Annotated in this window: 15 protein-coding genes; 7 read left to right on the top strand and 8 right to left on the bottom strand. The window is 57.4% G+C overall.

Features of this window, described 5'->3' with window-relative positions; all coding sequences use genetic code 11:
* Positions 1-7: 7 nt before the first annotated feature.
* Entirely contained in the window at positions 8-1,786 is a 1,779-nt protein-coding gene (locus ACQZ45_RS19875; RefSeq protein ID WP_448742505.1) for a diguanylate cyclase, read from the bottom strand.
* Between the two features lie 345 nt (positions 1,787-2,131).
* On the opposite strand from ACQZ45_RS19875, the gene ACQZ45_RS19870 reads away from it, so the two are divergent.
* A complete protein-coding gene (locus tag ACQZ45_RS19870; protein ID WP_065688932.1) occupies positions 2,132-4,078 on the top strand; it encodes an ABC transporter ATP-binding protein/permease in 1,947 nt (648 codons plus the stop codon).
* Between the two features lie 231 nt (positions 4,079-4,309).
* A complete protein-coding gene (locus tag ACQZ45_RS19865; protein ID WP_025596031.1) occupies positions 4,310-4,717 on the top strand; it encodes a low affinity iron permease family protein in 408 nt (135 codons plus the stop codon).
* A gap of 26 nt (positions 4,718-4,743) precedes the next feature.
* Here ACQZ45_RS19865 and ACQZ45_RS19860 read toward each other — a convergent pair whose 3' ends face one another.
* Positions 4,744-5,187, bottom strand: a complete 444-nt coding sequence (locus ACQZ45_RS19860) for a cyclophilin-like fold protein (protein WP_236736254.1) — start codon at positions 5,185-5,187, stop codon at positions 4,744-4,746.
* Between the two features lie 25 nt (positions 5,188-5,212).
* The gene (locus tag ACQZ45_RS19855; protein ID WP_025596033.1) at positions 5,213-6,328 is read right to left on the bottom strand and encodes an MFS transporter; all 1,116 of its coding nucleotides are present in this window, start codon (positions 6,326-6,328) and stop codon (positions 5,213-5,215) included.
* Positions 6,329-6,792: 464 nt separating this feature from the next.
* Here ACQZ45_RS19855 and ACQZ45_RS19850 point away from each other — a divergent pair, with 464 nt between their 5' ends.
* Together ACQZ45_RS19850 and ACQZ45_RS19845 are read left to right on the top strand one after the other, a co-directional pair.
* Positions 6,793-7,854, top strand: a complete 1,062-nt coding sequence (locus tag ACQZ45_RS19850; protein WP_111789122.1) for an alpha/beta hydrolase — start codon at positions 6,793-6,795, stop codon at positions 7,852-7,854.
* A 115-nt stretch (positions 7,855-7,969) separates the two neighbouring features.
* Complete coding sequence (locus ACQZ45_RS19845; protein ID WP_013761305.1) at positions 7,970-8,863, top strand: LysR family transcriptional regulator; 894 nt, start codon at positions 7,970-7,972, stop codon at positions 8,861-8,863.
* A gap of 98 nt (positions 8,864-8,961) precedes the next feature.
* Here the strand turns inward: ACQZ45_RS19845 and ACQZ45_RS19840 are convergent, their stop codons facing one another.
* A complete protein-coding gene (locus ACQZ45_RS19840) occupies positions 8,962-10,050 on the bottom strand; it encodes a class I SAM-dependent methyltransferase (protein ID WP_025596035.1) in 1,089 nt (362 codons plus the stop codon).
* Positions 10,051-10,365: 315 nt separating this feature from the next.
* Here ACQZ45_RS19840 and gmd point away from each other — a divergent pair, with 315 nt between their 5' ends.
* From gmd to ACQZ45_RS19825, 3 genes are all read left to right on the top strand, one after another.
* Positions 10,366-11,436, top strand: coding sequence for a GDP-mannose 4,6-dehydratase (gene gmd / locus ACQZ45_RS19835; protein ID WP_025596036.1), 1,071 nt, complete (start codon positions 10,366-10,368; stop codon positions 11,434-11,436).
* Positions 11,420-12,415, top strand: coding sequence for a GDP-L-fucose synthase family protein (locus ACQZ45_RS19830; RefSeq protein WP_025596037.1), 996 nt, complete (start codon positions 11,420-11,422; stop codon positions 12,413-12,415). The genes gmd and ACQZ45_RS19830 overlap by 17 nt, the downstream gene beginning before the upstream one ends.
* Positions 12,416-12,687: 272 nt before the next feature.
* Positions 12,688-14,886 (top strand): glycosyl hydrolase family 28-related protein, encoded by a 2,199-nt coding sequence (locus ACQZ45_RS19825; protein ID WP_448742504.1) that lies wholly within the window; start codon positions 12,688-12,690, stop codon positions 14,884-14,886.
* A 505-nt stretch (positions 14,887-15,391) separates the two neighbouring features.
* Here ACQZ45_RS19825 and ACQZ45_RS19820 read toward each other — a convergent pair.
* From ACQZ45_RS19820 to ACQZ45_RS19805, 4 genes are all read right to left on the bottom strand, one after another.
* The gene (locus tag ACQZ45_RS19820) at positions 15,392-15,688 is read right to left on the bottom strand and encodes a hypothetical protein (RefSeq protein WP_013761300.1); all 297 of its coding nucleotides are present in this window, start codon (positions 15,686-15,688) and stop codon (positions 15,392-15,394) included.
* A 280-nt stretch (positions 15,689-15,968) separates the two neighbouring features.
* On the bottom strand, positions 15,969-17,228 hold the full coding sequence (locus tag ACQZ45_RS19815) for a polysaccharide biosynthesis/export family protein (RefSeq protein WP_025596039.1): 1,260 nt from the start codon (positions 17,226-17,228) through the stop codon (positions 15,969-15,971).
* Positions 17,229-17,231: 3 nt separating this feature from the next.
* Positions 17,232-19,394, bottom strand: coding sequence for a GumC family protein (locus ACQZ45_RS19810; RefSeq protein ID WP_025596040.1), 2,163 nt, complete (start codon positions 19,392-19,394; stop codon positions 17,232-17,234).
* Between the two features lie 56 nt (positions 19,395-19,450).
* Positions 19,451-20,161, bottom strand: a complete 711-nt coding sequence (locus ACQZ45_RS19805; RefSeq protein WP_013761297.1) for a response regulator transcription factor — start codon at positions 20,159-20,161, stop codon at positions 19,451-19,453.
* Positions 20,162-20,201 lie beyond the last annotated feature (40 nt).

Below are 20,201 nucleotides of genomic sequence, written 5' to 3'. Positions count from 1 at the left end.
CCTCTACCTAATCGGTTGGAGGCTTCTCGGCCGACACCCACTTGTTCCGGCCTGTCTGCTTGGCGCTCAAAAGCGCAGCGTCCGCCCGTTCCAGGACGCTGCTCACGGTTCCGGCACCCGGTGACGTTGCGATACCAATGGATATGGTGATCGAGTCAAGGAGACGGCCCCGGTAGGTGAAAGGTGCGCGCTTGACCGCGTGCCGGAGTTTCTCCGCAACCTTGATGGCATCTTCAATGCCCCCAGCCGGCATGAGCACGGTGAATTCCTCGCCGCCGAAACGGAATAGTTCACCCAGATCGCCGACAGCTTCCGACAGTACCTGGGCGACATATTGCATCACCGCATCTCCGGCATCATGGCCAAACCGGTCATTGAAGCGCTTGAAATGGTCGATGTCGAGCATCAGACACGCAAGAGAATTGGCTGGCTTTTCAATATGCCTGTTCAGCGTCTCATCAAGCGATCGACGGTTCAAAAGACCAGTCAGGGCGTCTTGCCGTGCCATGCCAACCAGCCGCTGCCGAAGCTGGAGGTTTGCAACGGCAAGGCCTATATTTTCGGCGAGGAGTTCGAGATATAGCCGCTCTAACTCCAGCGTCTCGCTACTCTGCGGAATTTCAAGATACAATAAGCCGACGGTGTCTCCCAATGCGGTGAGTGGTATGCAAAGGCCGGTTCCGAAACTGCCATGTAGGTGACGGCAGACAACATCGTCTCCGCCCGGGTTGCTGGCGTGGGGACGTCCGCGACGGAGAGCCCAGCAATCGTCTATCGAAAATTCCGGGGCGGAAAACGAAGGATCGGACCATTGTCCGGTCGATTGGAGAACCGAACTGTTTTCCTTGAGAACAAGCAGGCGGCCGGCAATGGCCGGGAAAATCTGCGGCATGAATTTCGAAACGACGTCGGACAATTCTTCCTGATTCTGGCAGGCCTGAATCCGATGCATCATCTGCAGGATCAGGTCCTTGATGCGTTGATTCCTGCGGTGCTCCGCGTCAAGCCGTTCCCGTTCCAGCCCGTTGCTGCGGAAGATCCTGATAGCCTGGTTCATTTCACCGATTTCGTCACGCCGGCCTTCGTCGGGCAGGTCGATACTGTAATCCTGCCGAGCAAGGCGCGTGACGATGTTGCTCATTTTGATAAGCGGCAAGGCAACGCGTCTGCTGAGGACAAAATAGAGTACGGCCACAAACATGAGGGCGGTGAGCGCAAGCATCACCTTCGCGATCGATCCGTAGAAATCGCTTCGGTCTTTAGCCTGGTCAACAATTGCCTGCGAGCGGGCCGCAATGGCTTCTCTCAGCGTCGCGACGGTTGTCAGCAGGTCCGTATGCAGTCGATAGTGCTCATCGCCGAACAGGACCTGCTGTGCATCGTTCTGGCGGCCGGATCGATAGAAACCGATTGCATCGCGCTCCATCTTGTCCAGTGCGTCGGCGCTCTTTCGTATGTCCTGAAATGAGCCTGCCTCTTGCGGCGAAACACCAAGAGCTGCGAGTTTGTCCAGGCTGTTTTCAAGGTGCTTTTCCTGATCTTCGTCGACGTAGAATTTTGCGAGATGCTGCTCGTCGCCCCGCATGACGTAAAGACGCGCCTCCTCGGTGCGCTCGTCCGCAATGATCGCCAGTTCTTCGGCGAGATCGGTCAGTTCGAGATGATTCTGGATTGCCACCCGCTCTTGAGAAGCGCTTCTGGCCGATAGAATGAATGTGGTCGCCGATACTGTCGTGAGCACGAGGGTGACAGCATAAGCCAGGTTCGTGATGGTACTGAGTCGCATGATGGCGCCGTATGCTTGCCGCACGGCATGAAAACCGGGTGCGGCGGGGTCCAATTTCAGAGTCTGCTTATGTTAGGCCATCTCGTCAAACGGGAAGTCAACACGCGGTTAACCGTCAATATGATCTGTCGCACCGCGCGCTAAGTCAGGCACCCCATGGCGATGCACCTGGACCGTCTCCACCAACGGTCAGAATATCCGCTAGCGCGATTCCGGTATGTCGGCAGCGGGCCAGAAAGCCGTGTATTTAGAGCCTTTTGAAAAGCGCCGCGCAGTAACGGAATTATATTTCACGACGCATCACAAAGTCGTGAAACCTTTCGACGCATTGTTCGTTTAGCGCCCATGATCGATGATGACGCAGGACCGAAGCCGGTCGTTGGTGCCGACGAGACTGGCACCCCAACCGCATCCGAAAACGATGCCCATGAAAACGATGATCCGCTCCCGCCAGAGGAGATGGAACCCACTTTGGGCTTGACGCCGGAGGAGGCCGAGGAGGCTCGCAGGAAATATCTGCTGAAGCGTTTCTGGATCAGCGCGCGAGGTTTCTGGAGCCGTCGCGGCGATCGGCTGGCCTGGCTGTTTTCGCTCGGGCTTCTGGCTATGATCGGCATAAATGTCGGCTTCCAGTATGGCATCAACGTCTGGAATCGCGGGATTTTTGACGCGATTGAAAAACGCGACGCGTCGACGGTCTATTTTCTTGGATCCGTCTTTCCGCTGCTCGTCCTGGGAAGTGTCTTTATCGTAACCTCGCAGGTGTATGTCAGGATGCGCATTCAGCGGCGCTGGCGTTCCTGGCTGACAAAGGCGCTCGTTGGGAGATGGATTGCGAATGGCCGCTATTATCAGCTCAATTTGATCGATGGTGACCATCAAAACCCCGAGGCAAGGCTCTCGGAGGATATGCGTATTGCCACCGAGGCGCCGGTGGATTTTGTTTCAGGTGTCATCGCTGCATTCGTGTCTGCCTCTACCTTTATCGTTGTCTTGTGGACGATTGGTGGGGCTCTCACGGTCTCCATCGCGGGCGTCTGGATCACGATCCCCGGCTTTCTCGTGATTGCGGCCGTTATCTATGCAATCATCACATCCAGTTCCATCGCCTTCATTGCCCGGAACTTCGTCAAGGTTTCCGAAGTCAAGAACCAGGTTGAAGCGGAGTTTCGCTACACGCTTACGCGCGTCAGGGAGAATGGTGAGAGCATCGCCCTGCTTGGCGGCGAAGACGAGGAGCGCAGCGATCTGGACAAGCGCTTCGGCAATGTCCGGCGGCAGTGGCGTCTCATGGCGCAGCAATACATGCGCACCACGGTCGTATCGAATGGATCGATGTTGATTGCCCCCGTCGTACCGGTTCTGTTGTGCGCGCCGAAGTTTCTCGATGGAAGCATGTCTCTTGGCGAGGTAATGCAGGCTGCTTCCGCTTTCACCATTGTCCAATCCGCATTTGGCTGGCTGGTCGACAACTATCCCCGTCTGGCCGACTGGAATGCCTGCGCGCGACGTGTTGCCTCCCTGATGATGTCGCTCGATGGCCTGGAGCGCGCCGAAAAGAGCGATACGCTCGGTCGGATCGTGCGAGGCGAAACGGAAGGCGAGACAATACTCAGCCTCAAGGATGTGTCCGTTTCTCTCGGTGACGGAACGGCCGTCGTCAAGGAGACGGATGTCGAGATCGGCGCGGGTGAGAGAGTGCTTGTCGCGGGGGAATCGGGCTCGGGCAAAAGCACACTGGTTCGGGCCATTTCCGGTCTCTGGCCATGGGGTGGAGGCAGCGTCAATTTTCGCGCCGGCAGCCGATTGTTCATGCTGCCGCAGCGGCCGTATATTCCGGCCGGAACGCTACGTCGGGCGGTCTGCTATCCGCAACCGGCCGAGAGCTGGACGCCGGAAGAGATCGGGGCCGCTCTCGACAAGGTCGGTCTGGGTCAACTCAAGGACAAGATTGAAGACGAGGCGCCGTGGGACCAGACGTTATCAGGTGGCGAAAAACAACGGCTGACCTTCGCACGCCTGTTGCTGAACGCCCCCGACATCATCGTTATGGACGAGGCGACGGCGGCTCTGGACGAGAAAAGTCAGGACAAGATGATGCAGACGGTAATTGATGAGTTACCCGATGCGACGATCGTAAGCGTAGCGCATCGTGCCGAACTGGAAGCGTTTCATAGCCGGAAGATCACATTGGAACGGCGGGAGGGGGGCGCAAAGCTTGTCAGCGATATCGATCTCATTCCTCACAAGGCGAGAGGCTCCATGCTTCGGAGAATAGTCAAGCGGAGGTGATGGCACCGACACTTGTGCTGACCTGCTTGAATGCCGGGGTAGGAGAGTTGGTGGCCGCCTCATTGTCGTTGGGGAGAATTCACCGACCACCTTGGCGAGAACGAACACAAATGAGGGCTTGCCGCGGATCGAAGTGCAAATCGGAACTTCCGCTGTCACGGCACCCCGGAACAATCGTGCATTTTGTTTGTTAGTTGGCATCCCTAAAATGGCAACAAGGGGCAGCGTGTTATGAATAAATTCTTCACTCGCTTCGCAAGCGCTATAGCTTCATTTTCCGGCTCTCCAACGGCGTTCATGGTGGCTCTCGGAACCGTGCTCGTCTGGGGGATAAGCGGACCGCTGTTTGGGTTTTCGGAGGTCTGGCAACTGGTCATCAATACGGGTACGACCATTGTCACCTTCCTGATGATTTTCCTCGTGCAGAATTCACAGAACCGGGATTCCGCGGCGATGGAAGCAAAACTGGACGAGCTGCTGCGGGCGGTGGAGCAGGCGCGCGGTGACTTCATTGGGATCGAGCACCTCACGGAAGAGGAAATCGAAAAGATTCGTGCACGTCTCGAAAGGGAAAGCGGACCGGATAGCGATAAGCCGGCACCCCATCATGCCATGACCCGCTTGCTTTCCCGACGTTAGTGGCATTTACCTTTGGCACGCGCGTGTCAGGCGCGCTCTATGCGCAGAGAGAATTCGCCTCGGGTCAAAAGTGGCTCGAAGCCGTCATCGAAACGTCCGAGGCGGATCAGCCCTTTCGAGTATCGGTAGCTGTCGTAGTAGAAGACCAGATTACCCCATGGCGCGTAATAAGCGATGTCGCCGGGACGTGCGTTATCGAACGGCTTATCCGTCACCTGCGTCAACTTTCGAGGCAGATATGCGATTTTCTCGTTGGTCGAATAGTCTTCGATCGTGAGATCGAGCGGCAGCATTTTCATGAGCTCGCGTGCCGACGGGTTGTCAAACAAGGTCGCGGTCATGCTGTGACCACCAAAGGCCATTCGGAAACTCATCAAGGATACCTCCGTTTTTGTTGCCTGACCGAACAATGCGGACGGGAAAGCTGTGGCCGCGGTAGCCAGCCCAAGAAATAGACGCCGGTCGATCATTGGAATGCTCTCATGCCGAACTGCTTTACGAGGGTATTCTCGATGATTTGAATGCCAGCGCTGACGCTGCCAGGAGCAAACCTGCGCTTGCCAGGAAAGTCATGCGGTAGCCGGATGCGTCGTAAAGAAATCCGCCCACTATCGCACCGGCTGATATCGCAAGCTGGATGACCGCAACCATGAGACCACCTCCGGCTTCCGCGTCCTGCGGCAGTGAGCGGGCGAGCCACGCCCACCAACCCACTGGCGCTGCAGTGGCGATCATTCCCCAGACCGCAAGCGCTATCGCCACGACAGGGAGACTGTTGCCGAAGGCAGCAAGTATCATGGCCGTCACCGCCATCAGAGCCGGGATGACGATCAGAACGCGATACAGGCGGTTGGCGAGAAAGTAACCGATAAGGCTGGTGCCAACGATGCCGGCAACGCCGATGCCCAGAAGAATGGAGGTGAGTATCGAGATATCTACTCGTGTCACAGTTTCGAGAAACGGGCGGACATAGGTGAACAGTGTGAACTGGCCCATGAAGAAGACCGAGACCGATGCCATGCCGATAGCGATCAAAGGACGGTTCAGTAACCTGAATGCATTCTTTGACGTTTTCCCGGGGAGAGGTTTCATGGAAGGGAGGCTTGCCAGCTGCCACAGGAATGCGATCGCCGCGACGGGGACGACAGTGAAGAAGGCACCTCGCCAACCGATGATCGATCCGAGAAACGCGCCGAGCGGAGGAGCAACGACAGTTGCCAGCGCGTTACCGCTGTTAAAGATTGCAAGCGCTCGGGGAACGAGATGCTCCGGTACAAGACGCATGGCGGTCGCCACCGATATGGACCAGAACCCACCGATCACTATCCCGATGAGCGCGCGCCCGACCATGAATATTTCATAGTTCGGTGCGATCGCCACGGTCACGCCAGAAAGGGCCATAAGTGCCGTCAGGGCAAGCAGCAGCAGCTTACGGTCCCACTCTCCCGCGAGATACGAGACAAAGAGGCTCGTGACGACGGCGAAAGCGCCGGAGATCGCGATCGAATGTCCGGCCGATCCTTCGCTGATGCGCAGTTCATCCGCGATCGGCGTCAGCAGGCTGAGAGGCATGAATTCAGACGCGATCAGGGCGAAAACGCAGAGCGTCATCGCCAACACACCGCCCCAATTTGCGGATCGGGATCTGGCTTCCCCTGTGGAAATTGTAGTTTCTATGGACATGGTACGGCAGCTTTTCTTGACTATTTCTTCAACGGTCTTCCGCCCCTGATGGGAGGCAGCGAGGTGAACATAAGTCATGAAGCATCTTGCAATTAGCCGCCTGTCACGGGATGCGTTCATGAACGATGCTCATCAAAGGGTCTTGTTTAGCCGCGCCCGGCCTGCTTGCGCATTATCCACGTCGATGCAAGGGCTCGGTTCATTCATGAATATCGCTCATGACGGCATGCCTTCGCCGCGGTCTAATCTCGCGACAATCTCCGATCTATCTTTTGAGCGACGCTGCTGCATCACCCCTCAAAGCAGCCCACCGGCCGCTCGTCACGGCAACGACAATGGAGAGTGAAGTGAGCAATCAGAACGAAAACGCTTCTACGGGAGAGGGCCTGGACATGGGCCGCCGTGGCCTTCTCAAGATTACGGGCGTCGGCATCGCCGCGATTGGCGCGGCGTCAGTGATGGCGGTTTCGAAGGCAGAGGCGCAAACATTGAAGATGACGCAGGACTGGGACAAGGTTTTTCCGAAGAGCGAGAAGGTCGATCACCAGAAGGTCTCGTTCAAAAACCGTTATGGCATCACCCTGGCGGCCGACCTCTACATGCCCAAAACCCGCAACAGCGTCGGAAACCCCGCAATCGTGGTGAGCGGACCGTTTGGCGCGGTCAAGGAACAATCGTCCGGCCTTTACGCACAGACGATGGCCGAACGCGGTTTCGTCACTCTGGCATTCGATCCTTCCTATACAGGTGAGAGCGGCGGCGAACCGCGCAATATCGCGTCTCCCGACATCAACACCGAGGATTTCAGCGCGGCTGTGGACTACATCGGCCTGCGTCCCGAAGTCGATCGCGAACGGATCGGCGTCATCGGTGTCTGCGGCTGGGGTGGCATGGCGCTCAATGCCGTGGCCTCGGACAAGCGTGTGAAGGCCGTGGTTGCCAGCACCATGTACGATATGACCCGCGTCATGTCCAAGGGCTACAACGACAGCGTCACGCTGGAGCAGCGCACGGCGACCCTGGAACAGTTGAGCCGCCAGCGGTGGGTCGATGCGGAAAAGGGTACACCTGCCTATCAGGCGGCCTACAACGCGGAAGTCGGACCCGACGCGCCGCAGTTCATGGTCGATTATCACGACTACTACTCGACACCACGCGGTTATCATAAGCGGGCGGTCAACTCCCGTAACGCCTGGTCGCAGACAACGCCAATTTCGTTCATGAACATGCCGATCCTGAGCTACATCGCGGAAATTTCGCCGCGTCCGGTTCTATTCATTCATGGCGAGAAGGCCCATTCTCTCTATTTCGCAGAGACCGCGTATGCGGCGGCGGCCGAACCGAAGGAACTCCATGTCATTCCCGGCGCAAGCCACACGGACCTCTACGACAAGATGGATGTGATCCCCTTCACCAAGCTCGCCAGCTTCTTTGAGCAGCACCTGTCGGCTTGATACGTTCGGCAGTGACGTAACAGCTCAGGAGCCCGCCCAAAGCGGGCTCTTTTTCTGTTAGTGCGGCATGAGCATTATGCCATAATCAACAGGTCTGGATGCAGGAGGCTCATGAATGGCACGCGATACCGTCAACGATCTTGCAGCTTTCATTGCTGTTGCCCGAGAACAGAGCTTTACCCGGGCGGCGGCGAAGCTGGGCGTATCGCAGTCAGCATTGAGCCACACACTTCGCCAGCTTGAAGCCAGGTTAGGCGTGCGTCTCCTGATGCGGACGACCAGAGCGGTTTCGCCGACGGAGGCGGGCGAGCGGCTGCTAAACGGGATCGGTCCACATTTCGATGAGATCGAAGCGCATGTCGATGCGTTGAACGAACTGAGGGAAAAGCCGGCGGGAACGATCCGTATCGTCGCCGCCGAGTACGCGATCACCTATGTCCTCTGGCCCAAACTCAGAAAATTTTTGCCTCAATATCCCGACATCAAGGTCGAGCTGATCCTCGACAACGGACTGACCGACATCGTGACGGAGCGTTATGATGCGGGGGTGCGTATGGGTGAACATCTCGCGAAAGACATGATCTCCGCAAGGATCGGTCCCGACTTTTGTCTCGCTGTCGTCGGGTCGCCCGCCTACTTCAAGAACCGACCACACCCGAGGCATCCCAAGGACCTGGTCGGCCATGATTGCATCAACTTCCGGCTGCCGAGTGCCGGCGGCCTTTATGTATGGGAGTTCGAGGACAAGGGCCGCGAGATCAAGATCAAGGTCGATGGCCAGCTCGCCTTCAACAACAGTTTCAATTCGCTGGAAGCCGCGCTTGACGGCTTCGGGCTTGCCTACATCCCGGAGGAAATGATCCTTCCTTATGTCGCAGACGGCCGGCTGGTTCGCGTGTTGCAGAAATATTCCCCGCCTTGGGACGGATATTACCTCTATTACCCCAGCCGTCGCCAGGCATCACCGGCGTTCGTCAGGGTTTTGGAGGCCCTGCGATATCGGGTTTGACGGGCGTTGGCGGTCCACTTGTGGATGTCCGCAACCCGGAACGATCCATGTCCGACTTTCGTCTTCTCTGCGCTCGCTGCGGCTGACAAGTCCTTATCCTAGATCAGCAGATAGCTGGCCTCAGAAATGCGTTGAACAATGGCTTGCCCCGCAAGGACGATAATGTCGCCCTCCATCGGTTGATGAGGCCGCAGCAAGTGTTTGTCGATCGTCAGAAGGAAATGCGATGAATGCAGTTCGTCTGGGGAAATGGAAATGTAAGACCAGCGATGCCAGGCAAATGGCATGGTGGCGAGGCCCATTCCCAGCAATCCCTTGAGGCGCATCGACCATGTTGACGAGGACTTGGCGTGGCGCGCAGCATCGGTTGCAACGGCACCGTCGACAATATGCTGTTGGTTCCAGGCCGTCTGGCCATGGTTGATCTTCCATGCCTCGGGGTCATCGTTTGCCAGATCGATCCTCGATTTTACCGGCTCGGCGATCAGCGCGACGTTCGGACTGAGCAAGCGTGGAACAAAAGAAAACGGCAGGCTGCGGATTTCGCGCAGGGGCGCGTTGACGCGGATAAGCTGCGCCAGACACCGCCAGTCGAAGCCCTGATGTGACGTATGGTGCGCGGGCACCCGGTCCAGCCGGTATAAGCCTGCCCAAAAAGTCTCTTTCAGATTGCCGGATTGCCGGTTGTAGCCCATGAGGGCCGAACCCCAGTTCTTGATCCATACGGCTGGCCCGACTTCGACGGGTACCGTAACCAGGAAAATGCGGGGACGAACGATCGCGCAGACGTGCTCGATGACACGGACGGTGCGGTTGAGATGGATATGTTCAAGCGTTTCCAGCGCGATGACGATGTCGGCCTCGATCGTTTCGTAAAGGCTCTCGTCGGTGGCGTCGCCGACGATGAAACGGCAGTTTTCGTAGTTGCTGTAGCGATTGCGCGCGGCCTCGATGAAGATTGGATCGTAGTCGATACCGACGTAATCAACGTCGAATTTTTCCAGAATATGTCCGACCGCGGTTCCGGGGCCGCAGCCGATATCCAGTATTCTGACCTTCCGATTGCCGACGTCCTTCTGCACTGTTTCGAGGACCTCAAGCAGCTTTCGATAGCGGCCTGCATGCAGAAAGCGCGTCAGCCAGTTGAAGTTCTGCATTTTTTCGTAAGTCGTCGCGAACGTACCCATCCAATCCGCCTCCATGAACCGTAGATGATGTCGTCTCGCGCTCCCTGTTATCGTAAAGATCGTGCGCGACCCGGCGTTGTATTTTTGAAGTCTGGCACGGCCTGCGTGACCTGCAACTCGACCAAAAGGCTTAAGTCGGAAGCGGGGATACCCACCCTGCCTCCTCTTAAAGGCAGATGTCGACGTGGTGGACAGTGAATCAGCCAGTTCTGACCGGCCGTCCTCTCCCTTTTGGTATGCTGCCGATGCGCAGGGCCTCGTTATACCTTTCAAGGAGGCGCCATCCGGGGCCGGAACCGCTGGGAGATGTGGTGGATGGTAGACAAGAGAGCCTTGATTATCGGCGTAACCGGGCAGGACGGCGCTTATCTCAGTGAATTGCTGCTTGCCAAGGGATATATCGTGCACGGCCTGAAAAGGCGGTCTTCCTCATTCAACACCGGCCGGATCGATCATCTTTATCAAGATCCTTTCGAGGAAAACCTCCGCTTTCGTCTGCACTTCGGTGACCTGACGGACGCCACGAACCTGTGCCGGGTCATTCAGGAGGTCCAGCCCGACGAGATCTACAATCTCGGCGCCCAAAGCCATGTCCAGGTCAGCTTCGAGACGCCGGAATATACGGCAAATGCGGATGCGCTTGGCACGCTGAGGCTGCTGGAAGCCATGCGCATTCTGAACCTCGGCGACCGTTGCCGGTTTTATCAGGCGTCCACATCGGAGCTGTTCGGGGGGATGGGCACTGTTGCTCAGCACGAAGGTACGCCGTTCTATCCGAGAAGCCCCTATGCTGCGGCAAAACTCTACGCATACTGGATGACGGTCAATTACCGGGAAAGTTACGGCTTTCACGCATCCAACGGCATTCTCTTCAACCATGAGAGCCCCATTCGCGGGGAGACATTCGTCACGCGGAAAATCACGCGCGGCGTTGCCGCCATCGAACGCGGTCTCATGAGCAAGCTGCGTCTTGGTAATCTCGACGCAAAGAGGGACTGGGGGCATGCGCGCGATTATGTTGAAGGCATGTGGCGCATCGTGCAGCAGGAAATACCCGAGGACTATGTGCTCGCAACCGGCGAGGCACATACGGTGCGGGAATTCGTTGAGCTTGCTTTCGGCGTGGTCGGCAAGACCATCGAGTGGAACGGCGATGGCAGTGACGAAGTGGGATACGACGCCAAAACCGGCAATACGATCATCGAAATCGATCCCAGATATTTTCGTCCCGCGGAAGTGGATTTTCTTCTCGGCGACCCCAGCAAGGCGCGCAGGAAACTCAACTGGAGCCACACGACTTCCTTTTGCGACCTCGTTCAGGAAATGGTCGAAGCGGATCTTCGCCTCGTGATGTTGGAAGAGGGAAGAAATGAATTCGTCGCATAAATCGCAAGAAATCCCGTTCAGCTTGAATGGCAAGCGCGTCTGGGTTGCCGGCCATACCGGAATGGTCGGCTCGGCACTCGTGCGACGTCTCCAGCGCGAAAATTGCGAAATTCTCAAAGTCTCTCGCAGCGAGCTTGATTTGACCCGACAGCACGAGACGGAGCAATGGATGGCGGCGGCAAGACCTGAGGTCATTTTTGTCGCTGCCGCCAAGGTTGGAGGCATCGCAGCAAATGCGGCCTATCCGGCGGACTTTCTTTACACCAATACGCTAATTTCGATGAATATCATGAAATCGGCTGCCGATACCGGTGTTGAAAAGCTTCTCTGGATGGGATCTAGCTGCATCTACCCGAAATTCGCAGCGCAGCCGATCACGGAAAATTCCCTTTTGACAGGCCCTTTGGAGCCAACAAACGAGGCCTACGCGATTGCGAAGATCGCGGCGCTCAAGCTTTCTCAATTCTACTCCAGTCAGTACGGCCTGAATTGCGTCTCCGTCATGCCGACCAATATTTACGGGCTGAACGACAATTTCGATCCGCAAAGCTCACACGTCATTCCTGCGATGATCAGGAGAATGCATGAAGCGAAAATCAGCGGCCAGAACAAGATTGTACTATGGGGTACGGGCAGTCCTCTGCGTGAGTTTCTCCATGTGGACGATCTGGCTGATGCCTGTTGCTTCCTCATGAAATCATCGGCGCATTTTCCGCTGATCAACATCGGCTCGGGGCGGGAGATATCCATCCGCAATCTCGCCCACCTGATTGCAGGCATCGTCGGCTACGATGGGCAGATCGTTTTTGACACCAGCAAACCGGATGGAGCCCCCAGAAAGCTGCTCGATTGCTCGCGGCTCAACGCGCTTGGCTGGAACTCGACGGTCGAACTCAGATACGGAATTCAGGATTTGTATGAGTGGTGGCGACAACCGAAGCCGCTGCAATCGGATATGTTACGACAAGCGGCAAGATGAGATCGCCAAATGCCCTGATATTATCGATTTTGCTTGCCGCCCTTGTGTTCGCATTTTCGGGTCTCTCGTCTGCCGGGCAGCCTGCGGTGCGGGGAGGGCAAGAGCAAGCCAGCCAACCTGATCCACGGCAGTTCGGTTTCCCGATACCTGTTCCAGAACCACGATTGCCGGATGATGCGGATGCCTTCAATCCACCTTGGACAGAGGTAGGCGGCAAGGGGCCGGCAATCTCAGAAATTTCGAGAACGGCGGGCCCTGGCGAGGTTGTCTCGATGACCGGTGTCGATCTCGATGGACGAACGGGTTTCGAAGTCTTTTCGCAAAACCCCGGTGTCGCGGAGGGCGTGGTGACCCCGTTGGCGCCGCTGACGGCTGACGCGACGGCGGCGACGCTGCTGCTGCCAGCCACGCTTCCCTCATGGTCCACCTACCTGATCAGGCCCCAGGGTAGCACTGTTCAAGGGCGCAGCTTCGCAATCAATCGCACGGAAAGCTGGTGGATCGGGCCCGATGCCGCAGCGCCGGGAGCCATCGTCTCGGTCTATGGACGCAACCTTTCGCGGTCCAACGGGACCAGCCAATCCTATCTCTATATCAAGCCGGTCGCTGTTGCCGGCTGGTATGTTCCGGCAATCTCCGTCAACCCCTTCAAGGTCGATTTCGAGGTGCCGGCTCTGCCACCGGGCAACTATGAAGTTTGGGTCCACAATACGCATGGCGGCCGCTTCGGCTGGAGCGGTCCGCTGACACTTGAGGTCCTGTCGCAATCGCCATGGGCGGCGCAGGATAAAAAGCGCATCGATGCCAGGCAGTTCGGTGCAACGGGCGATGGCATGACCGACGACACCGCAGCCATCTTGCGCGCGCTCGACGCCGCGGCCGCAACGGCGCCATCGGTTTTGTATTTCCCCGCCGGGATTTATCTCGTGACAAAGCCTTTGATTGCGCCCGCCAATGTGGCGTGGTTCGGGGAAGGGGTGAACAAAACGGAGATCAGGCTGAACCACGGGATTGATCAGAGCATGGTTGTAGTTAATGGCGACGACACCCGGTTCGGAAACCTGACCCTCAATGCCAACCGCAACATTGCGGGTAAACCTCTTCTTGCTTTGCGCAACGCCAAAAACACACGGCTGGATTCCGTACGTATCGACGCCTGGGGCGTGCCGGCGTTCGATGCCCAGGACACCGTAGGTCTTTTTGTGCATGCGTCCGAGTTGATCGAGAACGGATCCTTTTACGGCGCGAGCCGGCAAGTGTTTTTCTCCAATAATCGGTTCCGGATGACGGGTTACGGCGAATCCGTCGTCGCGCTATGGGGTGGGCGCGATTTCGCCATGACGGGCAACGAGCTGACAAATGCGGATGAAAGCCGCGACGACGGTCATGGCATCGGACGTTTTTTTGTTGGCCAGGCGCATTTCGGGAGCATTCGAAACCTCTATTTTGAGAAAAACATCTCGCGAAACGCCGCGCCCCACGACTGCACCAAGGTCGATTGCAACAAGGGCGAACAGATCTGCTTCGAGATCGTCGGGAGCAAGCTTAAAAACGATTTCGTCCGCGCTTCCTCGAACTCGGTTACTTTCAAGTCACTGTCGGATCTGGGGGATGCCACGCCGGGCGGCTTCGATCTCGTCATCGTTGGCGGGCGAGGGGCCGGGCAACACCGTCACATCGCGTCGACGGACGGTTCTGTTGTTCTGCTCGAGCAACCCTGGAATGTCGTGCCGGATCGAACGAGCCGTTTTGCTCTGGCAGCGACCGCATCGAGAGCCGTGATATACGATAATGTGTTCGATGGCAGGGCAAGCTATGCGGAGCATGATTCCGATTCCACCGGCGTTCTTCTCTACGGCAACGTCTATGACGTGGTGGTCGACAGCAACCGCATCTCTCAGATGCGACACGGCATGATGACGGTTGCGCTGGACTCGACGCGGGGACTTAGCCCGTATTTCCTGCAATATTCCAACAACAGTGTGACACGCAGCAACAGCGGCCTCTATGTCGGTACGACATTCGCGGATTCCGGGGTTGCCGGCATCTGGGGCGGTCTGGGGAATATCTATCGCAGGAACAGGTTCACGGATATCGCCTATATCGGCGTCGAATATGAAACCTGGAACCATCCCGGCGCCGACTATAATGGGACGGTCTTTGATGGAAATACCTTCGCCAACGTCCGTTACGGCTTCGTAGATGCCTACAAACTCATGTGGACGCACGACGGCAGCTTCAAGGCCGGACCGGCCGAACGCTCAAGGCGGATCAACACGGTGCTCTACGACAATCATTTTACCCGAGGAACGCCAGGGCCTGTTCAAAGTGCGGGTTTCGTGACGATGCATCCGCAGGACAGCTGGGTAAATGTCGGCTCTACATGGAGCGGTTTTGCAACGGGAAACGTTGGGCCAGCGGCCAGCACCGTTCAATCGCCCGTCAATGCTGCGGGGCCACCACCTCATTGAACGGCGCTCTTTTCCCCGGAGAATCCCGGCAAACTACCCCTAATGACGTATCTGCGGTGAATTGACGGGCCGCTGGAAAGTGGCGACTATGGCTCAATAAATCGGGGGCATGGGCACCTTGCGGCATTGAGAGCCGTGCCCATTCTTTTTCATTTCGGCGAGGGGACCCGACGGATCGTTCGTTACTCGGTGAGTGGCGAGCGATCTGTGGTTCCAGTGACCTCTTGCCCATTTCAATTCGAACCCGTTGACGTGGCAATTTTTTGCCGGCGCTCTCACCGTTTGTGCAGAACGAAAATTGGCTCGCCCGGTTGAACGAGCGAGCCCTCCCAGTTGCCAGGTAACCCCAGTTACCGGGGTCCCGCCAAAGTTTCAGGGGGCGGCGGGCAACCTTTAGAAAACGCTTTTATCGCTTCGGTTCAATCTGACTATAAGCGGTAGGGCTACCGGATTTTCACGCTTTGGCTAACGGCAAAACGATTAAAGCCTTAGAGTTTTCAAAAAGTCAGTTGGCTGGCCTGTTGTCCGCCGCCAATTTCAGCCAGGCCCGGACGTCGGTCGCCGTGATCCAGATCTGGCCGTCGAATGCAAACATCCCCTTCTCGATTTTGGATGCCGCTATCGTTGCAAAAACCTCGACGAATTGCGCCAGACGTTGCGCATCGCATTGCGGTGGCGACTGAATGTCGTTCAGGGCTTCTTGCGTCACATGGATGGGCTGCAGTCCTTTTTCGCCGTTCATGATGATGACGGCACTCTGCCTGACCATATGATAACCCACCGGAACGATTGCCGATTCCATCTCCGTCTCCCCGGCACATGTGCCGATTGTTTCTCTTCTCTGGAGGACGTGGAGGCCTGCCGATTGGAACGTGGCAGGCTCTTTTGATTATCTCCCTTGAAGATCGTTGGAGGAGACTATCCGGGATAGCAGATTGCGGGCTCGTGCCATAGCTCTCCAAAAGCGGTAGCTGCTGTGGGAGGCGGCTCAAGGAAGGGCAGCTCGCCTCCAGACCACGTCGCTGGACGTGTTTAACGCATTTTCCGGGCGTGAAACCGCTATGCACTTTATTGGAAATGATTCAGTTGACGCTTCCCGTGACGACCGCTGCCGAAACCGGATCTTTGCCGGATACCGACAGGCGAACGCGGACGACGTCGCCCGCGCGGACCTGCGTATGCTCATCGGCAGCCATTTCGCGATACGTGCCGGCCACCTGACGCACGATGGCGAACTTGGTTTCGATCATGTCCTCAAGGCTGGAAACCCGCCGCGCGGTCGAGCCGATCTCGGCCATGGACTGAAGGCTGAAGGCCAGTTTTTTCTTCAAGCGCATGATGTCCAGCGAGGTTTCCCGCAACTCGGTCGCCGCGTCATTATGTCTTTTGCTCTTCAGCTCCAGAATACGCCGCTCCACTTCGCTCTTGTTTTGTTTGGCGCGCGCCAGAAACGATGTCGATTCGAGCACCTGCTGGTTCATGGACAGCAACTCGCGCTTGCGTTCTCTAAGGGCGGATTCAGACGCGGCACCGCGCGTGACAAGTTCCTTCGAGGCGTTGACGTCCATGTCGAGCAAATCGAGTTGCTGGCTGCGCATGACGTTGCTTTTCTCAAGCGTATCGATTTCCTGAATGAAGTTCTGTCGCTGGACTTCGAGATTGGTCTTTTCGTCCTGCTGCGCCGACAGGCGAAGGCGAAACAGACCTGTTTCAGAGGCGACGATCTTCTCCAGCGCGCCGCGATCGCGGACAAGCCCGATGTCGTCGCCCTTATATTCGAATTCGGTGTCGTTCAGTTCCGCTTCCAGCCGCACACGCCGAATGTCCTGCGACAAGAGCTGCATCGACATGTCTTCGTACTCCTGCTGGGCGGCGATCAGCTGCATGCCCGAGGTATCCCTCTGTGTATTGGGTTCCCGCAATCCCCCGCCAAGTGCGAAGAGTTCAAGCACGATCATGCCGGGACGGAATTCATATTTCCCCGGCTTCTGGACGTCGCCGACAACGAAGATCGGCGCATATTCCTTGATCGCGACGGCGACCGAGCGGTTTGCCACATGGGTTGCGAGATCACGGCTGATCCGCGCGCCGATTTCGTTCACCGTCTGATCGACCACGTTGACGTTGCCAAGCAGCGGATAACCGATCGTGCCATCTGCACTGACGGGGAAAAGACCGGTCAGGCCCGCATCGCCATAGACGGAGATCGTTAGGACGTCGCCGGTGACGACCTTGTAGTTGGTGCCATCGGCAACAGCTGGTAGCGGGCAAACCGCCAGAGACAGCAAGGTCGCACCTGCGATCGTCGGGGAAAGACCTCTGGACCTTTTAACGAAGCGCATTTTTCACCTCTCAGTATGGACGACAGCCGGCGGGCGCAGATTGGTCACCCGCTTCCGCAGCTTGAAAATTGTGTTCCAGTCGCGGAAAATCCTCGGCCAGACCGGCGGCTGACGCTTTCTCGGGCGTCGTATGCCGTTGAGGATGATGCCCGTGATCGGCCGGCCCGCGACCCTGAGCTTGAGGACGGCGTTTTTCATGCCCGTGCCATCGGCGACCTCCTGCCGAACGACGAAGGAGACGGCGTCCGAAAGAGTGGCGATCCGCAGCAAGTCGAGGTCATAGGCAATGGATGGCGCGTCGATCAATACCAGTTCGTATCGCTGTCTCGCCTCGGCAAACAGTGCGGCGAAGCGCTTGCTTCCAAGCACAAGATTGGGCGGCAGGTCGCTTTTCTCGGCGATGATGATATCGACGCCCGAGGCTTGGTCGCACTGGATGATGTCATCCAGCGATACCTCACGGTTGACGGCCTGGGCAACATGCGAGGCCGATCCCACATCGAATTCCGACCCGAGAGCCGGATTTCGCAGATTGGCATCGATCAGCAGCAGCTTCACGCCGCTCATCGCAAGCGATCTGGCAAGGTTGGCAATCACGAAGGTCTTGCCTTCGCCATCGGCCGAAGAGGTGAAGGCGATCACCTTGGCCTTGCTCTCCGCCAATTGTATGTGGGTCTGAAGGTCGGCAAACGCGCTGTAGAAATCCGCCGCGCCGCTGCTAAATTTGCCCGGCTTGTTCTGGAACTCCCCGAAGGAAATGCGCGGGATGCGCCCGATGACGTTAAGTCCGGTTTTCTGCTGAAGGGACGCGATGGAGCCAACGGACCGGTCGGTGAAATTCAGGACAAAAGCCGCCGCCAAACCGGTGCTGCACCCGAGCAGAAGCGCAATCAGGCCCCACAGACCCTCGTCGGGACTGGTCGGTTTGCGCGACGGCATGGCGCTCGATATGATCCGCGCCTCCGCAGTCGCGATGCCGTCCTGTTCGATAGTCTGCTTGTAGCGGGCCAGATATGTCTCGTAGATCGAGCGGTTTGCTGCCGCTTCCCGGTCAAGTTGCCCGGATTGAACCATTGCCATATCGGTCGTGGAAATCGCCCGTTGCACATCGTTGAGGCTTGCTTCCACCTCTTGTCGCTGTTTTTCGTTGACCTCGATCTCGTTGCGCAAGGCAGCGATGATCTGCGAGATTTCTGCATCGATCTGCTTGTTGAGTGAACTGAGCTGGGAGGATAGTTGCGGCCGCTCCGGGCTCATGACGGCGCCGCTTTCATCGATCTGCGCGATGGCGCGGATGACCCTTGCCTGCTCGGCCCTCAGAAGCTGGATCGTCGGCGAGGACAGAACTTCGGTGATCCCGAGCCCATCGCCGCTTTTCTGAAGTGCGAGCGCTGTCGCCAGCCGCGCCCTTGATCCCGCCAGCTTGGCCTGGAGCGTTGTCAGCTCGACATTCAGGCTTGAAAGACGCTGCGATTGCAGGGGAAGACCGCCCGTGTCGATCAATCCGGATTTTTCGCGAAATTGCGACGCCTGGCGTTCGGACTCCTCGAGTTCCGTCCGAAGGCTGACGAGCCGTTCCCCGAGCCAGGCGCTGACGCGCCGGGTTGCCGTCGTCTGGAGGTCGATCTGGTAGTCGATATAGGCTGCTCCGAAAGCATTGGCGACTTTCGCGGCCAGTGCCGGATCGGCGGCATAATAGGAGATGTAAATCGTATACGACCGGCCATCGTTCATCACGCGAACATTGGTCATGAGGGTGTCGATCATTTTCGATGTCTCGGCGTCGTTGCCGAGAACGGTCGCGTCGGTATTCGCGCGGTCAACCTTTGTTTGCCGCCCTTCGAGCATCCGATCTTTCTGCAGGATGACGAGAACCCGTTCGGCCATGGACCTAGAGCCGATGATATCGAGTTCCGTTCGAAGCACCGGGCTTTCCTGCGGCAGCGGCGAGACCACGGATTCGGTCGGGAGCGCCTGAAGCTTGCGGACATCGAGTGCAAGGGTTGCCTCTGCCTTGTACTTTATCGGACTTCGCGCATAGCCGATTGCCGCGATTATGAAACTGGCGAGAAAGCAGATGAAGACGGCTCTGCGCCGCTCCCGCAGGATGGCTATGAAGCGGGAAATACCTTCCTGCTCACCCGGAGATGAGGACGACTGGATCATGACGGTTCCTGCTAGGTAAGCGGCGCGTTCGGTAGAGGTTGGTGAATGGTGCGTGCTCAGCGCCCGTAAGCCATGTCACCGATCTTGCAGGCAACTTCCGTGCGGTTTGTTGCTCCAAGCTTCTTCATGATATTGCGGATATGCACCTTGATGGTGCTTTCACAAAGGTTCAGCTCCAGAGCGATATCCTTGTTCGCCTTTCCGCACCGCAAGGCCTCCGCAATAGCCGATTGACGGCTTGTAAATTTTGTCGGAGGAACGGATGCGTGTGCAGTCATGCCGAACAGGCTTTTCATGTTCATGACGCTGCTGGCCGGTATGAAACGGCCGCCCGCGATTGCAAGACTGATCGCCTGGACGCAGACGTCGATGCTGACGGAACTCGATATGTACCCGCGCACGCCAAGAGCGATCGTATCCAGAATGGCATTGATATCCTGATCGTCAGAGAGCACCACGACGGCGGCCGGAGACACGGCAGCCACAATCTCTGCAAGATCGCGGTTTGTCTCTGCGGACGGACCGGGCCAGGCACTGACCAGAACTGCCGCAGGCATGCCGATTTCCGCGCGTGCCTGTCGCCATTCGCCAAGATCGGAGAAGGTCAGAATGCGCCTGTCGGCATATTGATAGTTGAGACTGTGGGCAAGGCATTCCCGCTCCAGCATGCGGCGGTCTATGATGCCGATATAGCCGGCCGCACTTGATGCGGCCTGCGGGTGCGATGCGCCTTCCGACGGGTTTTCGGAGATGTGATTGTGGATCATGACGAAGATGCCCCCTGTATTGTTTTTGGTTTCTTGTGAA

It is taken from the genome of Agrobacterium sp. 16-2014-1-2a, from assembly GCF_053522705.1.
Note: the sequence above shows the minus strand (reverse complement) of the source record. Positions and strands in the feature narration are given on the sequence as shown.

Bases quoted from the DNA above. Each gene is read 5' to 3' on its own strand.
- ACQZ45_RS19870 (WP_065688932.1), top strand. From the start codon at position 2,132: ATGATCGATGATGACGCAGGACCGAAGCCGGTCGTTGGTGCCGACGAG.
- ACQZ45_RS19810 (WP_025596040.1), bottom strand. From the start codon at position 19,394: ATGATCCAGTCGTCCTCATCTCCGGGTGAGCAGGAAGGTATTTCCCGC.
- ACQZ45_RS19860 (WP_236736254.1), bottom strand. From the start codon at position 5,187: ATGATCGACCGGCGTCTATTTCTTGGGCTGGCTACCGCGGCCACAGCT.
- ACQZ45_RS19845 (WP_013761305.1), top strand. From the start codon at position 7,970: ATGGCACGCGATACCGTCAACGATCTTGCAGCTTTCATTGCTGTTGCC.
- ACQZ45_RS19825 (WP_448742504.1), top strand. From the start codon at position 12,688: ATGACCGGTGTCGATCTCGATGGACGAACGGGTTTCGAAGTCTTTTCG.
- ACQZ45_RS19850 (WP_111789122.1), top strand. From the start codon at position 6,793: ATGGGCCGCCGTGGCCTTCTCAAGATTACGGGCGTCGGCATCGCCGCG.
- ACQZ45_RS19815 (WP_025596039.1), bottom strand. From the start codon at position 17,228: ATGCGCTTCGTTAAAAGGTCCAGAGGTCTTTCCCCGACGATCGCAGGT.
- ACQZ45_RS19805 (WP_013761297.1), bottom strand. From the start codon at position 20,161: ATGATCCACAATCACATCTCCGAAAACCCGTCGGAAGGCGCATCGCAC.
- ACQZ45_RS19875 (WP_448742505.1), bottom strand. From the start codon at position 1,786: ATGCGACTCAGTACCATCACGAACCTGGCTTATGCTGTCACCCTCGTG.
- ACQZ45_RS19865 (WP_025596031.1), top strand. From the start codon at position 4,310: ATGAATAAATTCTTCACTCGCTTCGCAAGCGCTATAGCTTCATTTTCC.
- ACQZ45_RS19830 (WP_025596037.1), top strand. From the start codon at position 11,420: ATGAATTCGTCGCATAAATCGCAAGAAATCCCGTTCAGCTTGAATGGC.
- ACQZ45_RS19820 (WP_013761300.1), bottom strand. From the start codon at position 15,688: ATGGAATCGGCAATCGTTCCGGTGGGTTATCATATGGTCAGGCAGAGT.
- gmd (WP_025596036.1), top strand. From the start codon at position 10,366: ATGGTAGACAAGAGAGCCTTGATTATCGGCGTAACCGGGCAGGACGGC.
- ACQZ45_RS19840 (WP_025596035.1), bottom strand. From the start codon at position 10,050: ATGGGTACGTTCGCGACGACTTACGAAAAAATGCAGAACTTCAACTGG.
- ACQZ45_RS19855 (WP_025596033.1), bottom strand. From the start codon at position 6,328: ATGACGCTCTGCGTTTTCGCCCTGATCGCGTCTGAATTCATGCCTCTC.